This window comes from Rhodoglobus sp. GW821-FHT12B09 (assembly GCF_058809925.1).
Window position 1 is genome coordinate 174,976 of record NZ_JBXATB010000003.1, and the last position, 19,487, is coordinate 194,462.

Sequence of the window (19,487 nt, forward strand, 5' to 3'; positions counted from 1 at the left end):
CTACTTAGTCCTGAGTGCCGTCTTCAACAGCGACGCCACCGATGTCGTCGCTGGTGTCCTCGGTTCCGGTGTCGTCGGCGGTCTCGCCGTCGTTCGTGCCGTCCTCGACCGCTGCGCCGTTGTCGTCGGCGGTCTCGCCATCGGCGGTGCCGTCTTCGACCTCGTTCTGGACGTTGTCGGTGTCGGTGGCGTCGACGGGCTCGACGACCGACACGGACTTGCCGACAGGGGCCGCCTGGGCGGGCAGCGCAATCGCGAGCCCTCCAGCGACGAGGATCGCGAGCGCAGCTGCGGAGCCTGCGGCGACCTTTGCTTTCTTCTGCATGGTCATGTCCTTTCATGTAGCTGCGCCATGCGAAGTGCATGACGTTGGCTCAACGCTAGAAAGGTGACCGTGAGATGAGCGTGAGAGTGACGGGCGAATGGGTCCAGTTCACGGCTTGCGCTCAGGCAAGCTCGACAGGGCTCAGTGCCCACATTTGGCGAGTGCTGTGAAAGCGACGCCATACCGGTCGGGAACGTCGATTCAGGCCTGCAGCTCGGGGAGCGTGAGGGTGACAGTAGTTCCGGATCTTGGCGCAGAGGCGATGCTCACCTTGCCCCTGTGGGCGGAAATGATCTGTTTCACCAGCGGCAGCCCTAAACCGAAGCCGGGTGTTGCTCTCGCGTCTTGGGCACGCCAGAAGCGGTCGAATGCGTGCGCCGATTCGGCGTCGGTCATTCCGATTCCGTTGTCGGTGACTTGGATGTACGCAATACGGCCGGTGGCCGAAATGATGATGTCGATGCTGCCGGACGCATCGGTGAACTTGGCTGCATTGTCGACGAGATTGGTGAGTGCGCGGGTGAGAAGCTCGGAAGAGCCTTGCACGAGGACGCTTCGAGACCCGGTAACGACGATTCTTGAGGCGGCTCCGTGATTGCGTGCGATCTTGTGAGCGAGATCGTTGAGGGAAATTGGTTCGAAGGTTGCTTCTAGCTCGTCGGAGTCCTCACGCGTGAGAAGGAGCAAGTCGTTGGTCAACCTAGTCAAACCTTCAGCAGATTCCAGGGCAGCTGCCATTGCTGCACGATATTGGGCCGGCGTTCGTGATCGCGAGAGGGCGAGCTCAAGTTCGCCTTGAATGACGCTCAATGGACTGCGGAACTCGTGTGAGGCTCCGTCGACGAAGCGTTGTTGCAACTCGTAGCTGCGTCGCACCGGCGCCAGAGCACTGCGAGCCATGAGGTAGCTCGATACAGGCAGCACCACGACGAGTGCCGCATATCCCACTAAAAGTCCGTTTCGCAGCAGCGCAAAACCTTGCTCGGCGCTGGCGATGAAAGCTTCACCATCGAGTTCGGGGACGTCGAAGTCGAAGGTTCCGGTCACAAAGGCGTAGATGCCTAGTGCGAACGCTCCGAAAAGCAGCAGCTGCACGATGGTGTAGGTCAGGGTGAGCCGGACGATGGCTCGGCGGAAGATCATCGGTCGGCGGCGATCACGTAGCCAGCGCCGCGGCGGGTCTCGATGATCTCGATCTCGCCGGGCAGGGTCAGCTTCTGCCGGAGATATCTGATGTATGTCTGCACCACGTTGCTGTACCCCTCGTAGTTGCTGTCCCAGGCGTGGGTGATCAGCTCCGAGGCGCTGATGATTTGACCGGGATTTCGCATGAGGTATTCCAGCACAGCGAACTCCTTCGCGGTCAACACGATGGTGCGTCCGTTGCGCGTTGCGGTGCGGGTTGCAGGGTCGAGGGCCACTCCCTGTGCGGTCAGGATGGGCGCGTGCGCCCGCGGGGCTCGCCGAAGCAGGGCGCGAACGCGAGCGACGAGTTCAACGAGGTGGAACGGTTTGACGAGGTAGTCGTCGGCTCCCGCATCCAGCCCCTCCACGCGTTTGCGAGTGGAGTCCAGCGCAGTGAGCATGAGCACCGGGATGTCGCGGTTGAGTTCGCGAATGCGGGCACACACATCCATGCCCCCTCGCGGCAGCCCGGGAAGCATCAGGTCAAGTACCACAAGATCATAGGTCTCGATCTCGAATGCCTCGACCCCGGCGGGAGCGGTGTGGACAACATCGACCGCGTAGCCGGCTTCAGAGAGCGTTCGTCGGACGACGTCCGCGATGCGGACGTCGTCCTCGACGACAAGCAGTTTCATAGGGAGACCTGGTGGCCCGGGTCAGTCTGCTGCATCTCCTGCTCCTGATCCCTTCGTCGCCGTGGCGTTGGCCACCTGGACTCCGGCGGCGCTGACCTCGATGGTGAAGTCCACCTGATTCTTGGAGCTGCGGTAGATGCTGAAGGTGTTCTCGGGGAAGTGGCCAGGACCCGTCTCACCGTCGAACGACAGCGTACTCGTCGCACCTGCCGCGAGCGTGAACCCGGTCAATGCTTGGTAGTACGCCTCACTCTGGCCCGTCTTCACGTCCTTCATGACGTAGTAGATCTCGAAGGTAGACAGCTCACTTGTGGTGTCGTTCTTCAGTGTCACTTGGAGCCGGTCGTCGATCGCCGCTTTCGTGACGGGGTCTACATTGTCTTCGGCCGCCGCGGACACGATCGTGAGTCCCGGTGCGGTGCTCGCGTTGACGATCGGGTTCGAATTCACCGGGAGAACCGCCGTAGTCGTCGAGCCGGCGGCCGCGGATGAACTGGCCGGAGTCGGGCTCGATACTTGGCAGCCGGTCAGCGCGACCACTGAGAGGGACGCCACGAGGGCGACGGGAACGAGCAGTCGTAATTTCATGAGATCTTCCTTTGCAAATTGCGTCGGGTAGTGGTCCCGACGGCGAAGGTCACGGAGGCGAGGGTCGCGACCGCGAGTGTGATGGCGTAGCCCCACATGTCAGCCCAGATGAAGGCGAGGGGTTGCTGGTTGTACTTGTCCTTGATGCCCAGGAAGGCGAACGACAGTCGCTCGAAGTGCTTGGTGATCGAGGAGACTTCCAGGCCATTGCGGATCCCGTCGAAGGCCGCGAAGTTCGCCAGTACCTTCAGCTCGTCCGGCTTCTGGATTTGAAGGGTGGCGAACAGTCCGCCTGGAACTTGGTTATCCGGATCCATGGTGTCGCCGATCTGCGGGATGATCAGCACGAATGCCAACCAGACCACGATGGACACGATCAGACCCGTGCTCAATCGGGGTGAGAGGGCCGTGATCCCGATCGCCAGGGAACTCCAGAAAACGAGATACACCCACGCCACGACCGCGGCGATAAGGATCCTCGCAAGGTCGATCCCCTGCAAGGGCGCGTTGCCGATAAGGAGCATGGCGAGGGTCGTCAGCACTGTCAGCACTGCGACCACGACGAGCCACACGATAGCGAGGCCGAGCACCTTGCCGGCCGGGATCGCGAACCGGCCGACCGGCCGACTGAGAAGCAACTGCAGAGTGCCCCGGTACTTCTCCTTGGCGACCGTGCCGTATCCGAGAACGATCGCGAACAGCGCGCCGAGGATCTCGAGGTACTCCACCCCGCCTCGCAGCAGCTGTAGCGGGAACAGCTGCGGAGCCGCGGGCGCAGTCGTGCTGCCACTAGCGGCGAGCTGCTGAACATAGAGGTTGTAGGCATCCAGCTCGGTACGGAAGGCCGCCGCCGCGACGCCCACTGAGATCAGCGTCGCGATCGCGAGGAATCCAATGAGTACGGCGAAGAGGCGATCCCGGCGCAGGTCGAGCAGCTCCTTGCTGGCGATGACCCAGGTGCTACTCATTAAGACCACTCCTCATTCGATTGCGCGGAGTCACCACGACGACGACCGTCATGACGACGAGAAAGGCGAGAAGGATGAGGATGCTCGACGTCGCCTCGCCCGTGACGTTCGGGTCCTGCAGGATGATGCTGGACGCCCGCTTGAACTGCTCGGTCAACGACAGGGGACCGGTGAAGGCGGACACCACGTCGAAGTAGCCGCCCGTCGATGCCACCGCTGGTACGGGATTAAGTAGGGCGACCGGGCGGGCCGCGGTGCCGATCTGCGGGAGCACGAAAGCGACCGCACTCCAGATCACGAATGGCACCAGCAACGCGGTGGTCTCCTGCTTGCTTCGCAGACCGGTGAGCATCCCGAGAAGGGCGAATGTGGTCAGGAGAACCCAGGACAGCAGGCCGAAGGCGATGAGGCGGCCCGTGTCATCCCAGCCGAGCGGCGCCCCGTTGATGATACTGATGATCAACCAGCTCACCGAGAAGCTGAGTCCGATCACGGCCGCGAGCACCACCGCGAGCCCGGCGAGCTGCCCCAGCAGCCGCGCAGGGGTCGCGACCGGTCGACTGAGCACCAGGTCGACGGTGGCGGCCTTGCGGTCGCGCAGCGTGGCCTGCACCCCGAGCACGATCGCCATGAGGGACCCGATGAGCAGAACGTAGATCACTGCATTACGGGCGTAGTACAGCGGCGTCATGCCGGCGAACGGATTCGGTGCTGTGGTCAGACCGTCGGCCACGACCTTCTCATACACCCCGGTGACGGTCTGGTTCGTGACCCAACCAATCACAGACGAGGCGATCACCATCCCGACAAACACGATCAAGAGGATGTGGGCGGTTCGAGCACGACGCGTGTTGAGCATCTCGTGCCGAGCGCTCACCAGGAACGTATTCACGAGACCGGCTCCGATTCAAGCTGGAAGTAGATCTCCTCCAGAGAATCCTCGCCCGGGAAGTCGGCGAGGGTCTTAGCCAGCGTGTCGTGATGGACGAGGGTGCCGCCCCGGAGTATCCCGATGCTCGTGCACGTCTTGGTGACCTCGGACAGCAAGTGCGTATTCATGAAGATCGTCATGCCGAACTCGGAGTTCAGGCGCACGATCGTCTCGCGAAGGGTGCGCACACCTTCCGGGTCAAGGCCCGAGGTCGGCTCGTCCAAGAACAGCACCGACGGCGCATGCAGGATCGCCTGCGCGATTCCCACGCGCTGACGCATCCCCTTGCTGAAGGTGCCCAGCCTCTGCCGGTCGTGCCCCTCGAAGTCGAGGATGCGCAGCACATCGCGGATGCGCTGCTCGGGGCGGCGCAGGCCCGACAGCTCGGCGAAGAAGCGCAGGTTCTCCATGAGCGTGAGGTTGTCGTAGAACTGCACGTTCTCGGGGAGGTATCCGATCGACCGCCGCACGCCCATGGCATCCGCGGTGACGCTATGGCCCGCCACCGCGGCATTGCCGTAGGTGGGCTCGAGCAGAGTAGTGAGCACATTGACCGTGGTCGTCTTGCCGGCGCCGTTGTGGCCGAGCAGGCCGAAGACCTCGCCCGCCGCGACCTCCAGCGAGAGTGCGTGGAGGGCCAGCGTGGATCCGTAGGACTTCGACAGGTTGTCCGTCGCGATTGCTGAGTTCGTCATAGTGCCGACCGTATTCAGGGCACCGTGAGAGCACGATGAGAGCCCTGAGGTACGGTCAGAGGCACTACGCGAGTCGATCCGGGCGCTCGAGGGGTGTTGGCACAATGTGCTCAAGTGGCCGCAAGCTCACCTGACCTCGCATCCGGCACGCTGGTGCACCCGTGCCGCAGAATTCAGCTCGCTGGTGAGTCTCGTGTTCGTGCTCACTGTGCTCGGCGCGCTCAAGCTGGAAGGTTGAGTGCTCGATAGAGACGGCGAAGTGTTCCGCTACACACTTTTGAAGGTCGTCGACCATTTGCGGGGCGCGCCCGTCGTAGAAGCACTCGTCATCGACGACGACGTGGGCCGTGAGGATTGGCAGACCAGTGGCTATCTGCGTCGCGTGAAGGTCGTGAACGGCCCGCACATGCGGCAGTTCCAGGATGTGGCTTCGCACGGAATCCAGGTCGAGATCGCGCGGGGTGGATTCGAGGAGTACGTCGATCGTCTCGCGCAGAAGGGTGAAGGTTCGCGGGAGGATCAGCACCCCGATGAGCATCGCGGCAGCATCATCCGCTCTTGTCCAACCTGTAGTCGCGATGATGATGACTGCGACGATCACAGCGACCGAGCCGAGGGCGTCGTTGACGACCTCGAGGAAGGCGGCTCGCAGGTTGAAGTTGGAATTTCGGCCACCGGCGAGCACCACGATTGAGGCGATGTTTCCGAGGAGCCCGATGATGCCGAAGATGATCAACTCCCCTGAAGCGATCTCAGGCGGGTTGATGAGGCGCTGGACACCCTCGACGAACACAAAGATCCCGACTGCGAGGAGCACGGCAGCTTGAACGGTTGCCGCGAGTACCTCGGCGCGGGCAAATCCCCAGGTGCGCTTAGACGTCGCAGCTCGGGTGGTCAAATTCGCGGCGACTAGCGCCAGCAATAGCCCGCCGGCGTCAACGACGCATGTGGGCTGCGTCTATTAGCAGCGCAAGGCTTTCTGCTCAAGCGGACCGCACCTGGTGGCGCGGTGCCGCAACCACGCGTGCCGCTGCCGGGGCGCCTAGAGATCCTTCACAACGCTCAGCAGGAACGCGCAGTCTTCAACCGCTGTCAATGAGTGTCGGCTCTCCGGTATAGCGAGGAGATCGCCCACCCATCCGCTCCAGCTGTCGTCGCCCGCGCTGAGCAGCACGCGCCCGTGGAGCACGTGGATGGTCGCTTCTCCCGGGCTCTCATGCTCTGACTGGACCTCACCGGCACGCATCGCCATCACCGTCTGGTGTAGGTGGTGCTCATGACCGCCGAACACCGTTCGCGCGCTACGACCGCTCGGCACGGTCAGCGCCTGGGCCAGCTCTTCCCGGGCGAGGGCGGTTAGTGATGTCTTTTGCATATGTGCATGTCTCCTCGTCGGCGATCTGGATCGTTCTACCGAATCCGCGCGGAATGTATCTATCCACAGCCAACTTATACCCCTAGGGGGTATAGTCAACGCAGTCCCTGCCGCAGTGCGGCCTGGGCGAGACCAAGGAGCACTCTTTGTGAATGTGATTGTCGTAATTGGCGCCGTCGTTCTGACGGCCCTGCTCGCCTGGTACTTCTTCGCACCTCGCGCATCGAAACGTGCCGCGATCGAGGGAGATCTACAGGTGCAGACCGTCACGGTCCGAGGGGGCTACTCCCCCAGCGTTGTCGAGGTGGTGCAGGGAGTACCCACGCGTCTCCTGTTCGACCGCCAAGAGACCGGCGACTGCTCCTCCCGTGTGGTGTTCCCCGATTTCAAGGTGAACCAGACCCTGCCAGCCTTTGTAACGACAGCCGTGGAGTTCACTCCCGACGAGGTTGGCGAGTTCAGCTTCGCCTGCGGAATGAACATGTTGCACGGCACGGTACGGGTCGTTGCCGCAGCTGAAGGCCAAACTGCGACGGCACTGCTCGACGCCCCCTCAATCACTGAATCTCACGAGGGCGGCATCGACGAGTTCGCTCTGGGGGATGACGGAGACCACGAGGCGGAGGAGCACGCAAAGGAGATCCGCGATCTGATTCGCCGCGTGATCGTCGGCGCCGTCTTAACGCTTCCCGTATTCCTGTCGGTAATGGCCGTTGACCTCTTCGGGGCGATGTGGGTGCCCGCCTTGCTGATGACGCCGTGGTTCCAATTCCTGCTGATCACCCCAGTCATGATTTACACGGGCTGGCCGATTCACCGCACTGGCTGGTTGGCGCTGACCCACCGGGCAGCGGAGATGAACTCGCTCATCACACTCGGCACGATCGCTGCTTACGGATTCAGCCTCGTCGCCACGTTTCTTCCCTCGGCACTGCCCGCGGAAGCACGCGGAGTGTACTTCGAGGCTGTCGGCGTCATCCTCACGCTGATTCTCATTGGCCGGCTGTTGGAGACGCGCGCCAAGGCGGGCACAGGACAGGCGATCCGCACACTGATCGGCCTGCAGCCGCGCACCGCTCGGGTCGTCCGTGGCGACAGCGAGCTGGAAATCCCAGTCGGCGAGGTCTTGGCTGGCGACATTGTGGTCATCCGCCCCGGCGAGAAACTTCCTGTTGACGGTCAGGTCGTCGAGGGCAGCTCCGCGGTGGATGAGTCGATGATCACGGGCGAGCCGCTGCCGGTGGTCAAGACTATTGGCGACACGGTGATCGGGGCGACGATCAACCAGACCGGCTCATTCCGGTACGCGGTTACCAAAGTGGGCGCGGATACGATGCTCGCTCAGATCATCAGGCTCGTGCGCGAAGCCCAAGGTTCAAAGGCGCCCATCCAGCGCTTGGCCGACAAGGTTTCGGGCTACTTCGTACCGGCGGTGATCGCCATTGCCATCTGGACGTTCACCGCGTGGTGGGTCTTCGGTCCGCCGCCGTCCGGCGTTTTTGCTCTGGTTGCCGCGGTTGCCGTCCTCATCATCGCCTGCCCCTGCGCGCTCGGTCTCGCGACGCCACTGTCCATCACAGTCGCCACCGGGAAGGCAGCGAGCAACGGCATTCTCATCCGGTCCGCTCAGGCGCTCGAGAGCGCCCACAAGATCAACACTGTTGTGCTCGACAAGACGGGCACGATCACCAACGGCACCCCCCTCCTCACCGACGTGCTTCCTGCAGTCGGGTTCGACTCGGACGAGTTGCTCGCGCTGATCGCAACCGCCGAACGCGACTCTGAACATCCCCTGGCCGCCGCGATCGTCGCCAGCGCCAAAGAGCGCAGCATCAACGTGGGCCGCTCGTCGCTGTTCGAGTCGATCACCGGCCAAGGCGTTCGCGCCACCGTCGACGGCAGAACAGTCCTGATCGGCAACACTCGTCTTCTGTCGGCGGCAGGCGTAGACAGCTCAGCTCTCACCGCTGATCTGGAATCGTTGGCCGCTGACGGCAAGACCCCGATGCTCGCGGCCGTTGACGGCCGTGCAGCTGGGGTTCTGGGTGTTGCAGACACCATCAAAGAAGGCTCCGCGGCCGCGATCGCCGGGCTAGTCGCCCGCGGCATCGACGTCGTAATGATGACCGGCGACAACCGAGCCACTGCGGCGGCCATCGCCCGACAGGTCGGCATCGGCAGGGTCGTGGCGGAGGTCATGCCCGAGCACAAGGCACGCGAGGTTCGCCGCCTGCAGGAGGAGGGCCGCGTTGTCGGCATGGTCGGGGATGGAATCAACGACGCCCCGGCCCTCGCCCAGGCCGACGTGGGCTCGGCGATCGGTACGGGCACTGATGTTGCGATCGAAGCGTCCGACATCACCCTGATCTCCGGAAACCTGTCCGGCCTTGTCACTGCGATCGACCTATCCCGCGCCACCATGCGCAACATCAAGCAGAACCTCGGGTTCGCCTTCGGTTACAACATCATCGGCATCCCCCTCGCCGCTGGGGTCCTGTACCCGGCGTTCGGCTTGCTACTGAGCCCGATGATCGCCGCCCTCGCAATGGCGCTCTCGTCGCTGTCTGTCGTCACCAACTCGAGTCGGCTTCGCCGGTTCACCCCCAAGCCCGCGGCCATCCCGGCCACGGCCTCCATCACCAATCCGGTGGTTGAGATCGGCACCCAACACGAAAGCAAGGACACTGCCATGGCACACGACCACGACACCGCACCCGCAAGCGCAACGGCGCTCGTCACCGACCCTGTCTGCGGCATGAACATCGACCCGAAGACCGCGGCAGCATCGCGAGAGCACGACGGAACGACGTTCTACTTCTGCTCCACTGGCTGCGCTGCCAGCTTCGACGCCGACCCGCACAAGTACGGCCACCCCCACGCCCACTGAGTCAGCGGAACAGGAGAACAATCAGTGCACGGCTATGTCGGAAACAAGGATGCCCTGCTGGCCCGTCTGCGGCGAGTAGAAGGGCAGGTGCGCGGACTTGCCCGAATGGTCGAAGACGACACCTACTGCATCGACGTTCTCACCCAGGTGTCCGCCACGACCAAGGCCCTCGAAGCGGTCGCTCTCGCACTGCTGGACGACCACTTGATGCATTGCGTCGCTGAAGCCACCGAACAGGGCGGCCCCGTAGCCGAAGAGAAACTGCGTGAGGCAAGCGCGGCGATTGCGCGCCTCGTCCGCTCCTAAGCTTCACTCGCCGCAACGCGGATATGATGCGGACATTAGGTTTGGAAAGATACACAAACGTGAAGGAGGTGCGGAGATGAAAGCGATCCTTGTTGCGCTCCGCGCCTCCCCGCATGGCCGCTTGGCGCTTGCCTTGTTCGCGGTGCCCGCGATCGTTATTGGGCTTCTGGCCATGCACGTTCTCACCACCGGGAACATGGCCGACACCGCCGATCACCACTCCAGCGTCTCACTCGCAGCGGCTGCGGTCGACGAAATGGCGATGGCTCCGAGCTCTGAATCCGGGTCCCTTGCGGATGATTGTGGCGGGGTGTGCATGCCCGCCCACGACATGCTCGGGATGATGTGTGTTCTCGCACTCCTCGCGGGTGTCATCTTGTTTGCCCTGCAGTTGGCACTCACGGGCTGGCCGACTCTCGTGCGAATTCTCAGACCACTCCGTCTGACGGTTGCTGCGCTAGCGCCCCCTAATCCCCCATCACTGCACGTTCTCTCGATCAGTCGAACCTGATTCGGACGATCTGGCCCGCCCAGACCGTATCCACCCCACCGGGGTGCCCGAATTCTGTTTTTCCCACTGAACAAGAGAGAACTTTGATGAACATTCGAACCGCCGCGCTGGCTGCCAGCGCCCTCACTGTTGCGCTCGTCCTCGCGGGCTGCAGCACGACCACAACTACAACAATGCCCTCGGATATGCCGGGGATGGATCACGGCTCGTCCAGCGACGCATCCCAGTTCAACGACCCGGACATCGCTTTCGTCACGCAGATGATCCCCCATCACCAACAGGCGGTCGAGATGGCCGACATCCTTCTGGGCAAGACTGGTGTTGACCCGCGCGTGGTGGATCTCGCCACGCAAATCAAGGCCGCACAGGGCCCCGAGATCACCACGATGACCTCGTGGCTGAAGTCCTGGGGTCAGCCTTCGCCGGAGCCGATGGATGGCATGGCGATGGATGGAATGATGTCGCCGGACGATATGAACGCGCTCACCAACGCCTCGGGCGCGGACTCGTCGAAGCTGTTCCTCCAGCAAATGATCCAGCACCACCAGGGTGCCATCGACATGGCTAACGAGGAACTGTCCACGGGCAAGAATGCCGACGCGCTCGCCCTGGCCAAGACGATCGCCGATGCGCAGACGGCCGAGATCGCGAAGATGAACGAGATCCTCGCGACCCTCTAACGGTCACCCCTCTCGTGCTGCGGTCGACTCATCGAGTCGGCCGCAGCACGTCACCGCACGCTGCCGTTGTCATTTCGCGCGGCGCTGAAGAGAGGACGTTCCCTCATGGGTTCACGTTCCATTGCACTGTTCCTGACATGCTTGGTGGCCCTCGCCGTCGCCCTCGGGGTCGCTGTCATCGCTGTGGCCAACATCGGTGGCTGACAGGACTTTCGGCCCTGCCGCCACGCCCGCACACGGGCCAGCGTTAATTCTCACGATTGGATATCCATGAACTCCGCACTTCCCGGCGCAAGCTTCTCTCGGCGCGGCTTCCTCGCGGTCGGCACCGGCGCGCTTGCTGCCATGGTGCTCGCGTCGTGCGCAGCGACGCCGCGCTACGTCACCCCGACCGGTGCACCTGTGCGCAGCGCTGAAGCAGCTCGTGTCGGCACCGGTCGGATCACCACCATCGACCTGACTGCTGCCCCTACTCAGATCGATCTTGCCGGAACCACCGCGAACACCTGGAGCTACGGCACAATCCCTGGTCCCACGATCCGGGTGAGTGCCGGCGACACCCTCCGGGCGACACTCCACAACAAACTTCCGACCGACACTTCCGTGCACTGGCACGGCCTCCGATTGCGCAACGACATGGATGGGGTGCCCGGAGCAACCCAAGCACCCGTCGCGGCCGGCCATGACTTCGCCTACGACTTCATCACAGACCAACCGGGCACCTACTGGTTTCATCCCCACGTCGGAACGCAACTGGATCGGGGCCTCTACGGCGTCCTGATCGTCGAGGACCCCCACGAATCACTCAACTACGACGCCGAGTGGGTAATCGTCCTGGATGACTGGCTCGACGGCGTCACCGGAACCCCTGACGACGTGCTCAAAGAGCTCAGCGGCGGCATGGGTGGGATGATGAGCGGCTCGAGCAGCCACATGATGATGGGAACCCGCTCCGACCTGCTCGGCGGAGACGCCGGCGATGTCGCCTACCCCTACTTCCTCATCAACGGGCGCCCCTCCGCCGACCCAGAGACCTTCACCAGCACGCCGGGAAAGCGGATCCGCCTACGCATCATCAACGCCGGCAGCGACACCGCATTCCGGGTGGCGCTTGGCGGTCACCGCCTCACCGTCACCCACAGCGACGGGTACCCGGTGAACCCCGTCGATACCGACGCCATCCTCCTCGGGATGGGCGAACGGTACGACGCGCTCGTCACCCTTGGCGACGGCGCGTTCCCGCTGATTGCCTCCGCAGAAGGCAAAAGCGCCAACGCCCTGGCGATCGTCCGCACCGGTGCTGGCGCGAAACCGGTGTCGGCAGCGTCGATCCCAGAGCTGACTCGCACGGTCCTGACCGCGGCCATGCTGTCCGCGACCACCGAAGTTTCCTTGGCCAAAAAGAGCGTTGATCGCGAACTGACCGCTGCGCTGACAGGTTCGATGATGGCTTACGACTGGGGAATCAACGGTCACCGCTTCGACGCGAGCAACCCCATGGCCGCTGCCCTCGGCGTTCAGCAGGGTGAGCGTGTGCGTCTGCGGATCGACAACACGACCACGATGTGGCACCCGTTCCACCTGCACGGTCACACCTACCAGCACCTCGGCGGCGGTCCCCGCAAGGACACCTCGATCGTGCTGCCCGGCAAGAGTCTCACTGTCGAGTTCGACGCGGACAACCCGGGCCTGTGGGCGGCACACTGCCACAACATTTACCACGCCGAGTCCGGGATGATGACAATCCTCGGCTACCTCGCGTCATGAGCAGCACCGGAGAGAAGCAGCACATGAGTGCCGACATTCGTACCGTCGTCCTGGAGGTTTCGGGGGTCCAATGGGCGTCCTCAAAATCAGTCGTCGAGTCAACCCTGCGCCGTCAACCGGGGGTGATCTCGGTGGAGGCGAACCCGGTCGCCCAAACCGCCAATGTTTCATACGACACCCAAGCCACCTCCCAAGCTGAACTGCAGAAGTGGATCGTCGAGTGCGGCTATCACTGCGCAGGACAATCCGTTCCCGAGCACATCTGCGATCCCGCCTTCGACAGCGCCGCGATGCAGAGTGGATCGCCGACCACGAAACCAGATCAGCTACTTCCCCCAACCGCAACCGGCGCACCAGACACCTCGGCAACAGCCCATGCGCACAGCCAACATGCCGCTCCCCCTCGGACAAGTCAGGACGTCATGGGGCACGGTGGCGGTCACGGCAGCATGTCGATGGCGTCCATGATCCGCGACATGCGAAACCGCTTCCTGGTGGCAGCTATCCTCTCGGTCGCAATCATCCTGTGGTCACCGATCGGTCGGCAGGTATTCGGGTTCACCGTGCCCGCCCCATTCGGATTGCGCGACGACGTCTTCGCGCTGATCCTGTCCCTGCCGGTGATCTTCTACTCCGCATGGATCTTCTTCGATGGCGCCTTCCGGGCACTGCGGGCACGCACGCTGGACATGATGGTGCTCGTCGCCGTAGGTGTCGGTGCTGGCTGGATCTACAGCCTCGCCGTGACCCTGACTGGCGGCGGGGAGGTGTTCTATGAGGCGGCCACAGTGCTGACCTCGTTCGTGCTCCTAGGGCACTGGGTTGAGATGCGTGCCCGCGGGGGCGCCAACGATGCCATTCGCACTCTGCTCGAGCTCGCACCGGCACGAGCGATCGTACTTCGCGATGGCGAGCCGGTCGAAGTCTCCACCGCGGACGTGATGCCCGGTGATCTGCTGCTGGTGCGCCCCGGCGCGAAGATCCCAACTGATGGGACGGTCGAGGAGGGAGACTCGGATGTCGATGAATCGATGGTCACGGGTGAGAGCCTCCCGGTGGCGAAGTCGACCGGGTCTGCGGTCATCGGTGCGACGGTGAACACCACCGGCACTTTGAGAGTGCGGGCAACGAAGGTTGGTGCCGACACTGCCCTGGCGCAGATCGTGGCCCTGGTTCAGGAAGCGCAGAACTCGAAGGCTCCTGGCCAGCGTCTCGCTGACCGTGCCGCGTTCTGGTTGGTTCTTGTCGCCCTCATCGGCGGCAGCGTGACATTCGTCACCTGGCTGCTTCTTGGCGCGACGCCCCAGGCCGCGCTCCTGTTCGCCATCACGGTGGTGGTCATCACCTGCCCCGATGCGCTCGGCCTAGCAACTCCGACCGCAATCATGGTGGGCACTGGCCTCGGCGCCAAACGCGGAGTGCTGTTCAAGAACGCTGCAGCGCTGGAAACCGCAGCCCATATTGACACGGTCGTCATGGACAAGACCGGAACCCCGACCAAGGGTGAACCGGAAGTGACGGACTTCATCAACATCGGAATCCCCAGCAACGAACTCCTTGCCCTCGTCGCTGCGGTCGAGCGAGAGTCCGAACACCCCCTCGCGGCGGCGGTCGTCACCTACGCCGAAGCCCAAGGTGCCCAGAAGGTGGTGGCCACCGAGTTCCGAAACGTGCCCGGACATGGTGCGGGCGCCACGGTCCAAGGTCACCGTGTGCTCGTCGGTAACCGGAAACTGATGGCCACCGAGAACGTCGATATCACCACAGTCCTCGACGAGCGCGAACAGTTGGCATCCACCGGCCGCACCGCGGTGCTCGTCGCCGTCGACGGGAAAGCCGCAGGAGTGATCGCGCTGGCCGACGCCGCCCGCGACACCGCCCAAGCGGCAATCACGGCCCTCCACGACGCCGGTATCGAGGTGGCGATGCTGACCGGCGACAACGAGGCGACAGCTCAGCGGATCGCGACAATGCTGGGTATCGACACTGTTATCGCCGAGGTCCTGCCGCAGGACAAGTCCGCTAAGGTCGCTGAGTTGCAAGCCGCCGGCAAGAAGGTGGCGATGGTCGGGGACGGAGTAAACGATGCGCCTGCACTTGCACAAGCCGACCTGGGCATTGCGATCGGTGCGGGCACCGATGTCGCGATCGAGACCGCAGATGTCGTACTGATGCGCTCCGACCCCTTGGATGTAGCCATCGCACTGCGCATCGGCAAGGGAACAGTGCGCAAGATGCGCCAGAATCTGGGCTGGGCGGTCGGCTACAACGCCATCGCACTGCCGATCGCCGCCGGGGTCTTCGCGGGCGTCGGTCTCATGCTCAGCCCTGAGATCGCCGCCATCTCCATGTCAGGTTCCAGCGCCATTGTCGCCATAAACGCGCTGCTCCTTCGGCGGCTGCGGCTGCCCGCGAACTGATCCGTCTCGCAACGCCGCAGGTGCTTCAGGGCCGGTCTGAAACTGATTGTGTGCCGGTCAGGATCCCGAGTCGCTTGAAGCGTCGCCGGCGTCGTAGATCTGGTCTCCGCGCCATTGCGTGACGAGCCAGAATCCGCATAGACGACAGATATAGGCCGACTCGGAGCCCAGCGCGTCGACGTAACAGAAACCCCTGGCCCCGATCGCGTCGAGCGACTCTGGCGCTCCGCGGCAGGGGCGGCGCACGGCAAGCGCTGGCCAGAATGGGAGTTTCAGCCTGTCGTGGATGAACCCGATGGCGAGTACGCAATACCGGACGTCCGGAAGATGACCGAGGTACTCCAACTGGCAGAGAGCTTCGCCTCGGCGGGCATTGTGCTGTTAGCTCATCGTTCCGGACATGAAGCCATGTTCCCCTCCTTATGGACTGAGGGGGCGGCGCACATCACCGCGAATATGACTCCTCGCGAGTACTCTGCGCCAATCTCCGGATAATGCTGAGTGGCGATGCTTAGACGCCGTCGGAGTCGCTACCTAAAATCGAGAGCGTGGGAAGCATATCTAGCTACGACACGAAGGACGGTAAGCGCTACCGAGCCCATTACCGAGACCCAGATCGCCGCAATCGCGAAAAGGCTGGCTTCAGGCGCAAACGCGACGCCGAAGAGTTTCTCGCCAGCGTGGTCGTCACCTCGCTCCGCGGCGAGTACGTCGATCCGTCACAGGGCAAGGCCACGGTTAGAGAGCTCGGCACAGAGTGGCTTGCGAACCAGGCGCACCTGAAGCCATCCTCCTTCAGTGCCGTCGAAGTTGCATGGAGAGTGCACGTCGAACCGATCTGGGGCGCTCGACGAGTCTCGGAAATCCAGCATTCAGAGATTCAGAGCTGGCTCACTCGGTTAGCCGCGGGCAGCCCGACGGCAAAGCCTAAATCGGCGACCGTGACGCTTCGCGCGTACGGCGTGCTCGCATCCATCCTGGATGTCGCCGTACGAGATAGAAGAATCTCCGTCAACCCGGCGAGGGGCGTTAAGCTCCCTCGGAAGTCTAAGAAGAGGCGGGCGTACCTTTCGGCGGCACAGGTCGAGCTGTTGATCTCGAAACTGCGCGGGGATCACGCGTCCCTGATCTACACGTTGGCGTACACCGGGCTGCGCTGGGGTGAGGCTACGGGCCTCCGCGTACAAGCGGTCGACGACCGACGTAGGCGCCTCTTGATTCAGGAGAACGCCGTCAGCATCGGCGGCCGGATTGTGGTGGGAACACCCAAGACGCACGAACGTCGCAGCGTGCCGTACCCGGCGTTCCTCTCGGAGATGTTGATAGCCGAGTGCTCCGGCAAGTCGCCACAACAGCTGGTCTTCGGCGATGGAGTCGTTCACAAGGTGGCTCCGAAGAGCGGGGTCGGCTGGTTCTGGTCCGCGGTACAGCGGGCCCGAGTAGAAGATCCGACATTCCCTGAGGTCACTCCCCACGACCTCCGTCACACGGCCGCGAGCCTCGCAATTAGCTCCGGTGCGAACCCCAAGGCGGTGCAGCGAATGCTCGGGCATGCGTCGGCTGCTATGACCCTCGACACCTATGCGGATCTGTTCGAAGACGACCTTGACGCCGTTTCGGACCGCATGGATAAGGTCCGCGCGGATGCGTATGTAGGGTTTTCGTAGGGTTTTTGCCCTTCCCGCGACGAAAACAGCCCCGTAATCGTTGAGATTACGGGGCTGTTGGCTGGTGCGCCCGGAGGGATTTGAACCCCCGGCCTATTGATCCGTAGTCAATTGCTCTATCCGCTGAGCTACGGGCGCAGACCATCGGCCGAAGCCAACCTGAAAACTATACCAGCGAGTCGGGGGCCACTTGTACCCTGTGGGCATGGCGACCTGGGATGACGTCAACCGACTGGCCCTCGAGCTGCCCGATGTCGTGGCCGGCACCGACAGCCAGGGCTACAAGTGGGAGGTGCACAAGGTGCACTTCGCCTACGAGCGCCCGATGCGCAAGCGCGACCGGGAGGAGCTGGGCGACGCGACGCCCGAGGGCGACATCCTCGGAGTCCGAGTCGCCGACCTCGACGACAAGCGCGGCCTCATCGGCAGCAACCCGGACGTCTTCTTCACCATCCCGCACTACGCCGACTACCCGGCCGTGCTCGTGCACCTCGAGAAGATCGACCTCGAGCAACTGCGCGAAGTGCTGACGGATGCCTGGCTCTGCCGTGCCCCGAAGCGACTGGCCGCGCGGTTCCTGGCTACGGAATCTCGAAGCTGAACGGCTCACTCTCCGCCGTCACCGTGCCGGAGGAGTACGTGAGCACCGCGGTGTAGGCGCCGGGCCACAGCGTGCGGATCCGCTCGTCGACCGCCGGGCACGCGGTCCGGTCGCCGTCCGCCTCGCCGGTCGAGCTGAGGCGCGACGCGCCCCCGCCCTCCGACCAGAAGGTGAAGCTGCACGTGCCGCCATCCTCCGCGACCCCCGACACGTAGCCGTCGGCGGTGAGGTAGCCCGCGTCGTCGACCTGAGCCGAGGCGACGGTGGCCGTGACCGGTCCGCTCGGCGAGGGCGAGCAGGCGGCGAGGGCCACGAGCGCGGCGGCGGCCACGATCGCCAGCGGGATGCCCGATCTCATGCGGTCCAGTGTGCCGCAGCCGTGGCATCCGGCCAAGAAAAAAGACCGCCGGATGGGCGGTCTTAATTCGTCGTGACGCAGAGCGGAGACGGTGGGATTTGAACCCACGGAGGAGTTTAAACCCCTCTCCACCTTAGCAGGGTGGTGCACTAGGCCGAACTATGCGACGTCTCCAGTGTTCGACAACCATCATGCCACACGGCGGGGGCGGGGCCAGACTGCGGCGCCGGGGCATCAGCCCCTGCAGGCCCGGCGCCAGCCAGGCACGCCCGACCTAGCCCCAGTTGGGCCCGTCGCCGTTGGTCACGGTGCAGGTCTGGTCCGCTGCGGTCTGGCCGCGCACGCCCGACAGCACCGGGAGGGTGCTCGGGTCGACCGGCGGTGCCGTCGTGCTCGTCGGCAGCGGGGTGGCGTTCGGGTTGAGCGCGGAGCCCTCGCCGTCGCCGGCCTCGTCGAGCTTGAACGGCTGGTCGGCGAGGATGTACTGCATCATCTCGTCGCCGAGCTGCGAGTTCGGCTTGACCTTGCCCGTGTAGGGGGCCTCGGTGTTCCCGGTCGTGCCCGGGTACTGCACGAACGTCACGTTCTCGATCGGGATGTTCTTGAGCGCCAGCGCGATCGACACCATGGTCGGCGCATTGCCGAGGCTCGATGAGAGCGTCATGTTGCTGAGCGCGGCGTTGGCGAGGTTGTAGACCTTCTTGACGTCACCGAGCGTGTTCGAGCTCTGCAGAACGCGGACGAGCGACGAGAGGTACACCTGCTGCGAGCTAATGCGCGTCAGGTCACTGCCGTCGCCGACGCCCGAGCGTGTGCGGAGGAAGGCCAGCGCGTCCCACCCACTGAGGTTGTAGGTGCCCGCCTGGTCGAACGTGACACCGTCGCCGTAGAACGGGCCGTCGACGCACACCGGCACACCGCCGACGGCGTCCGCCATGGCGATGACGCCCTTGAACGTGATCATGCCGGCGAACTGGATGTCGAGGCCGGTGAGCTCTTCGACGGTGAGCACCACGCAGGGAAGGCCTCCGTAGTAGAGGGCGACGTTGATGGGCTCGGTCGAGTACCCCTTCACGTCGCCGGAGCCGTCATTCCACGGGCACTCTGGGATGCCCACGACCATGTCGCGCGGGATGCTGATGGCCACCGCGTTCGTCTGGTCCTGTGAGACGTGCAGCACGATGTTGACGTCGTTGAGCACGGAGGTCTCGTCCTCCGCGTCGCCGCCGATGCCGTCCTGGCCCTCGCGGGTGTCGCTGCCGACGATGAGGATGTTGAAACCGCCGTCGATCTTGCCGATCTCCGGGGGCGGGCCCTCGGTCTCGCCGATGAGCTGGACGGTGCTCGTCTTGGAGGTGAGGCTGTTGACCGCGATCGCGCCGACGGAGGCGCCGCTCACGAGGATGACCGCGAGGGCGGCGCCGATGAACTTGAGGACGGTCGGCCAGGGGTTCGCGCGGCGCAGACGCCCGTGGCGCGCGATGCCCGCGATCTTCGGCACGCCCGTGCGTGACCTTAGCTCGGAGCGGGGTCGCAGCTCCGAACGGGGAGTCAAGTCGCTCATGACAGTCCTTTTCGTTGTTCGGGA

18 protein-coding genes, 2 tRNA genes and 1 pseudogene are annotated in these 19,487 nt (G+C 63.8%); 8 read left to right on the forward strand and 13 right to left on the reverse strand.

All coding sequences use genetic code 11. The features are described from left to right. Positions 1-4: 4 nt before the first annotated feature. The 9 genes and pseudogenes from AC1RTC_RS07975 to AC1RTC_RS08015 form a co-directional block, all read right to left on the reverse strand. Complete coding sequence (locus AC1RTC_RS07975) at positions 5-325, reverse strand: hypothetical protein (RefSeq protein WP_493154981.1); 321 nt, start codon at positions 323-325, stop codon at positions 5-7. A gap of 201 nt (positions 326-526) precedes the next feature. Beyond that, the gene (locus tag AC1RTC_RS07980) at positions 527-1,468 is read right to left on the reverse strand and encodes a sensor histidine kinase (protein ID WP_493154982.1); all 942 of its coding nucleotides are present in this window, start codon (positions 1,466-1,468) and stop codon (positions 527-529) included. Next, complete coding sequence (locus tag AC1RTC_RS07985) at positions 1,465-2,145, reverse strand: response regulator transcription factor (protein ID WP_493154983.1); 681 nt, start codon at positions 2,143-2,145, stop codon at positions 1,465-1,467. Before AC1RTC_RS07985 ends, AC1RTC_RS07980 begins: the two co-directional genes overlap by 4 nt. Positions 2,146-2,166: 21 nt before the next feature. Further along, positions 2,167-2,733: a hypothetical protein gene (locus tag AC1RTC_RS07990; protein WP_493154984.1), complete on the reverse strand. Its 567-nt coding sequence runs from the start codon at positions 2,731-2,733 to the stop codon at positions 2,167-2,169. After that, the gene (locus tag AC1RTC_RS07995) at positions 2,730-3,701 is read right to left on the reverse strand and encodes an ABC transporter permease (RefSeq protein ID WP_493154985.1); all 972 of its coding nucleotides are present in this window, start codon (positions 3,699-3,701) and stop codon (positions 2,730-2,732) included. The genes AC1RTC_RS07990 and AC1RTC_RS07995 overlap by 4 nt, the downstream gene beginning before the upstream one ends. Next, positions 3,694-4,578, reverse strand: a complete 885-nt coding sequence (locus tag AC1RTC_RS08000) for an ABC transporter permease (protein ID WP_493154986.1) — start codon at positions 4,576-4,578, stop codon at positions 3,694-3,696. The genes AC1RTC_RS07995 and AC1RTC_RS08000 overlap by 8 nt, the downstream gene beginning before the upstream one ends. Before the next feature lie 11 nt (positions 4,579-4,589). After that, positions 4,590-5,327 carry an ABC transporter ATP-binding protein gene (locus AC1RTC_RS08005; RefSeq protein WP_493154987.1) on the reverse strand — a complete coding sequence of 246 codons (738 nt, stop codon included), beginning with the start codon at positions 5,325-5,327 and terminating at the stop codon, positions 4,590-4,592. A gap of 184 nt (positions 5,328-5,511) precedes the next feature. Next, a pseudogene (locus AC1RTC_RS08010) lies at positions 5,512-6,304 on the reverse strand (cation diffusion facilitator family transporter); the annotation flags it as partial. A gap of 65 nt (positions 6,305-6,369) precedes the next feature. Beyond that, the gene (locus AC1RTC_RS08015) at positions 6,370-6,702 is read right to left on the reverse strand and encodes a cupin domain-containing protein (RefSeq protein WP_493154988.1); all 333 of its coding nucleotides are present in this window, start codon (positions 6,700-6,702) and stop codon (positions 6,370-6,372) included. 148 nt (positions 6,703-6,850) lie between these two features. Between AC1RTC_RS08015 and AC1RTC_RS08020 the strand changes: the two genes are divergently transcribed. The 7 genes from AC1RTC_RS08020 (at position 6,851) to AC1RTC_RS08050 (ending at position 16,940) form a co-directional block, all read left to right on the forward strand. Next, positions 6,851-9,589, forward strand: coding sequence for a heavy metal translocating P-type ATPase (locus AC1RTC_RS08020; protein ID WP_493154989.1), 2,739 nt, complete (start codon positions 6,851-6,853; stop codon positions 9,587-9,589). 24 nt (positions 9,590-9,613) lie between these two features. After that, positions 9,614-9,895 (forward strand): metal-sensitive transcriptional regulator, encoded by a 282-nt coding sequence (locus AC1RTC_RS08025; protein ID WP_493154990.1) that lies wholly within the window; start codon positions 9,614-9,616, stop codon positions 9,893-9,895. A 76-nt stretch (positions 9,896-9,971) separates the two neighbouring features. Continuing rightward, a complete protein-coding gene (locus tag AC1RTC_RS08030) occupies positions 9,972-10,406 on the forward strand; it encodes a DUF6153 family protein (protein WP_493154991.1) in 435 nt (144 codons plus the stop codon). 86 nt (positions 10,407-10,492) lie between these two features. Beyond that, a complete protein-coding gene (locus AC1RTC_RS08035) occupies positions 10,493-11,086 on the forward strand; it encodes a DUF305 domain-containing protein (RefSeq protein ID WP_493154992.1) in 594 nt (197 codons plus the stop codon). Between the two features lie 270 nt (positions 11,087-11,356). Beyond that, a complete protein-coding gene (locus AC1RTC_RS08040) occupies positions 11,357-12,853 on the forward strand; it encodes a multicopper oxidase family protein (protein ID WP_493154993.1) in 1,497 nt (498 codons plus the stop codon). Then, on the forward strand, positions 12,850-15,273 hold the full coding sequence (locus AC1RTC_RS08045) for a heavy metal translocating P-type ATPase (protein ID WP_493154994.1): 2,424 nt from the start codon (positions 12,850-12,852) through the stop codon (positions 15,271-15,273). The genes AC1RTC_RS08040 and AC1RTC_RS08045 overlap by 4 nt, the downstream gene beginning before the upstream one ends. 548 nt (positions 15,274-15,821) lie before the next feature. Next, positions 15,822-16,940: a tyrosine-type recombinase/integrase gene (locus AC1RTC_RS08050; protein ID WP_493154995.1), complete on the forward strand. Its 1,119-nt coding sequence runs from the start codon at positions 15,822-15,824 to the stop codon at positions 16,938-16,940. Positions 16,941-17,002: 62 nt separating this feature from the next. On the opposite strand, the gene AC1RTC_RS08055 is transcribed toward AC1RTC_RS08050, so the two are convergent. Then, positions 17,003-17,078, reverse strand: a tRNA-Arg gene (locus AC1RTC_RS08055). A gap of 67 nt (positions 17,079-17,145) precedes the next feature. Here AC1RTC_RS08055 and AC1RTC_RS08060 point away from each other — a divergent pair. Next, on the forward strand, positions 17,146-17,541 hold the full coding sequence (locus AC1RTC_RS08060; protein ID WP_493154997.1) for an MmcQ/YjbR family DNA-binding protein: 396 nt from the start codon (positions 17,146-17,148) through the stop codon (positions 17,539-17,541). Here AC1RTC_RS08060 and AC1RTC_RS08065 read toward each other — a convergent pair. The 3 genes from AC1RTC_RS08065 to AC1RTC_RS08075 form a co-directional block, all read right to left on the reverse strand. Then, positions 17,522-17,899 (reverse strand): hypothetical protein, encoded by a 378-nt coding sequence (locus tag AC1RTC_RS08065; protein ID WP_493154998.1) that lies wholly within the window; start codon positions 17,897-17,899, stop codon positions 17,522-17,524. The two genes, AC1RTC_RS08060 and AC1RTC_RS08065, sit on opposite strands and share 20 nt — an antisense overlap. An 83-nt stretch (positions 17,900-17,982) precedes the next feature. Beyond that, positions 17,983-18,073, reverse strand: a tRNA-Ser gene (locus AC1RTC_RS08070). 100 nt (positions 18,074-18,173) lie between these two features. Further along, positions 18,174-19,463, reverse strand: coding sequence for an LCP family protein (locus tag AC1RTC_RS08075; RefSeq protein WP_493154999.1), 1,290 nt, complete (start codon positions 19,461-19,463; stop codon positions 18,174-18,176). Positions 19,464-19,487 lie beyond the last annotated feature (24 nt).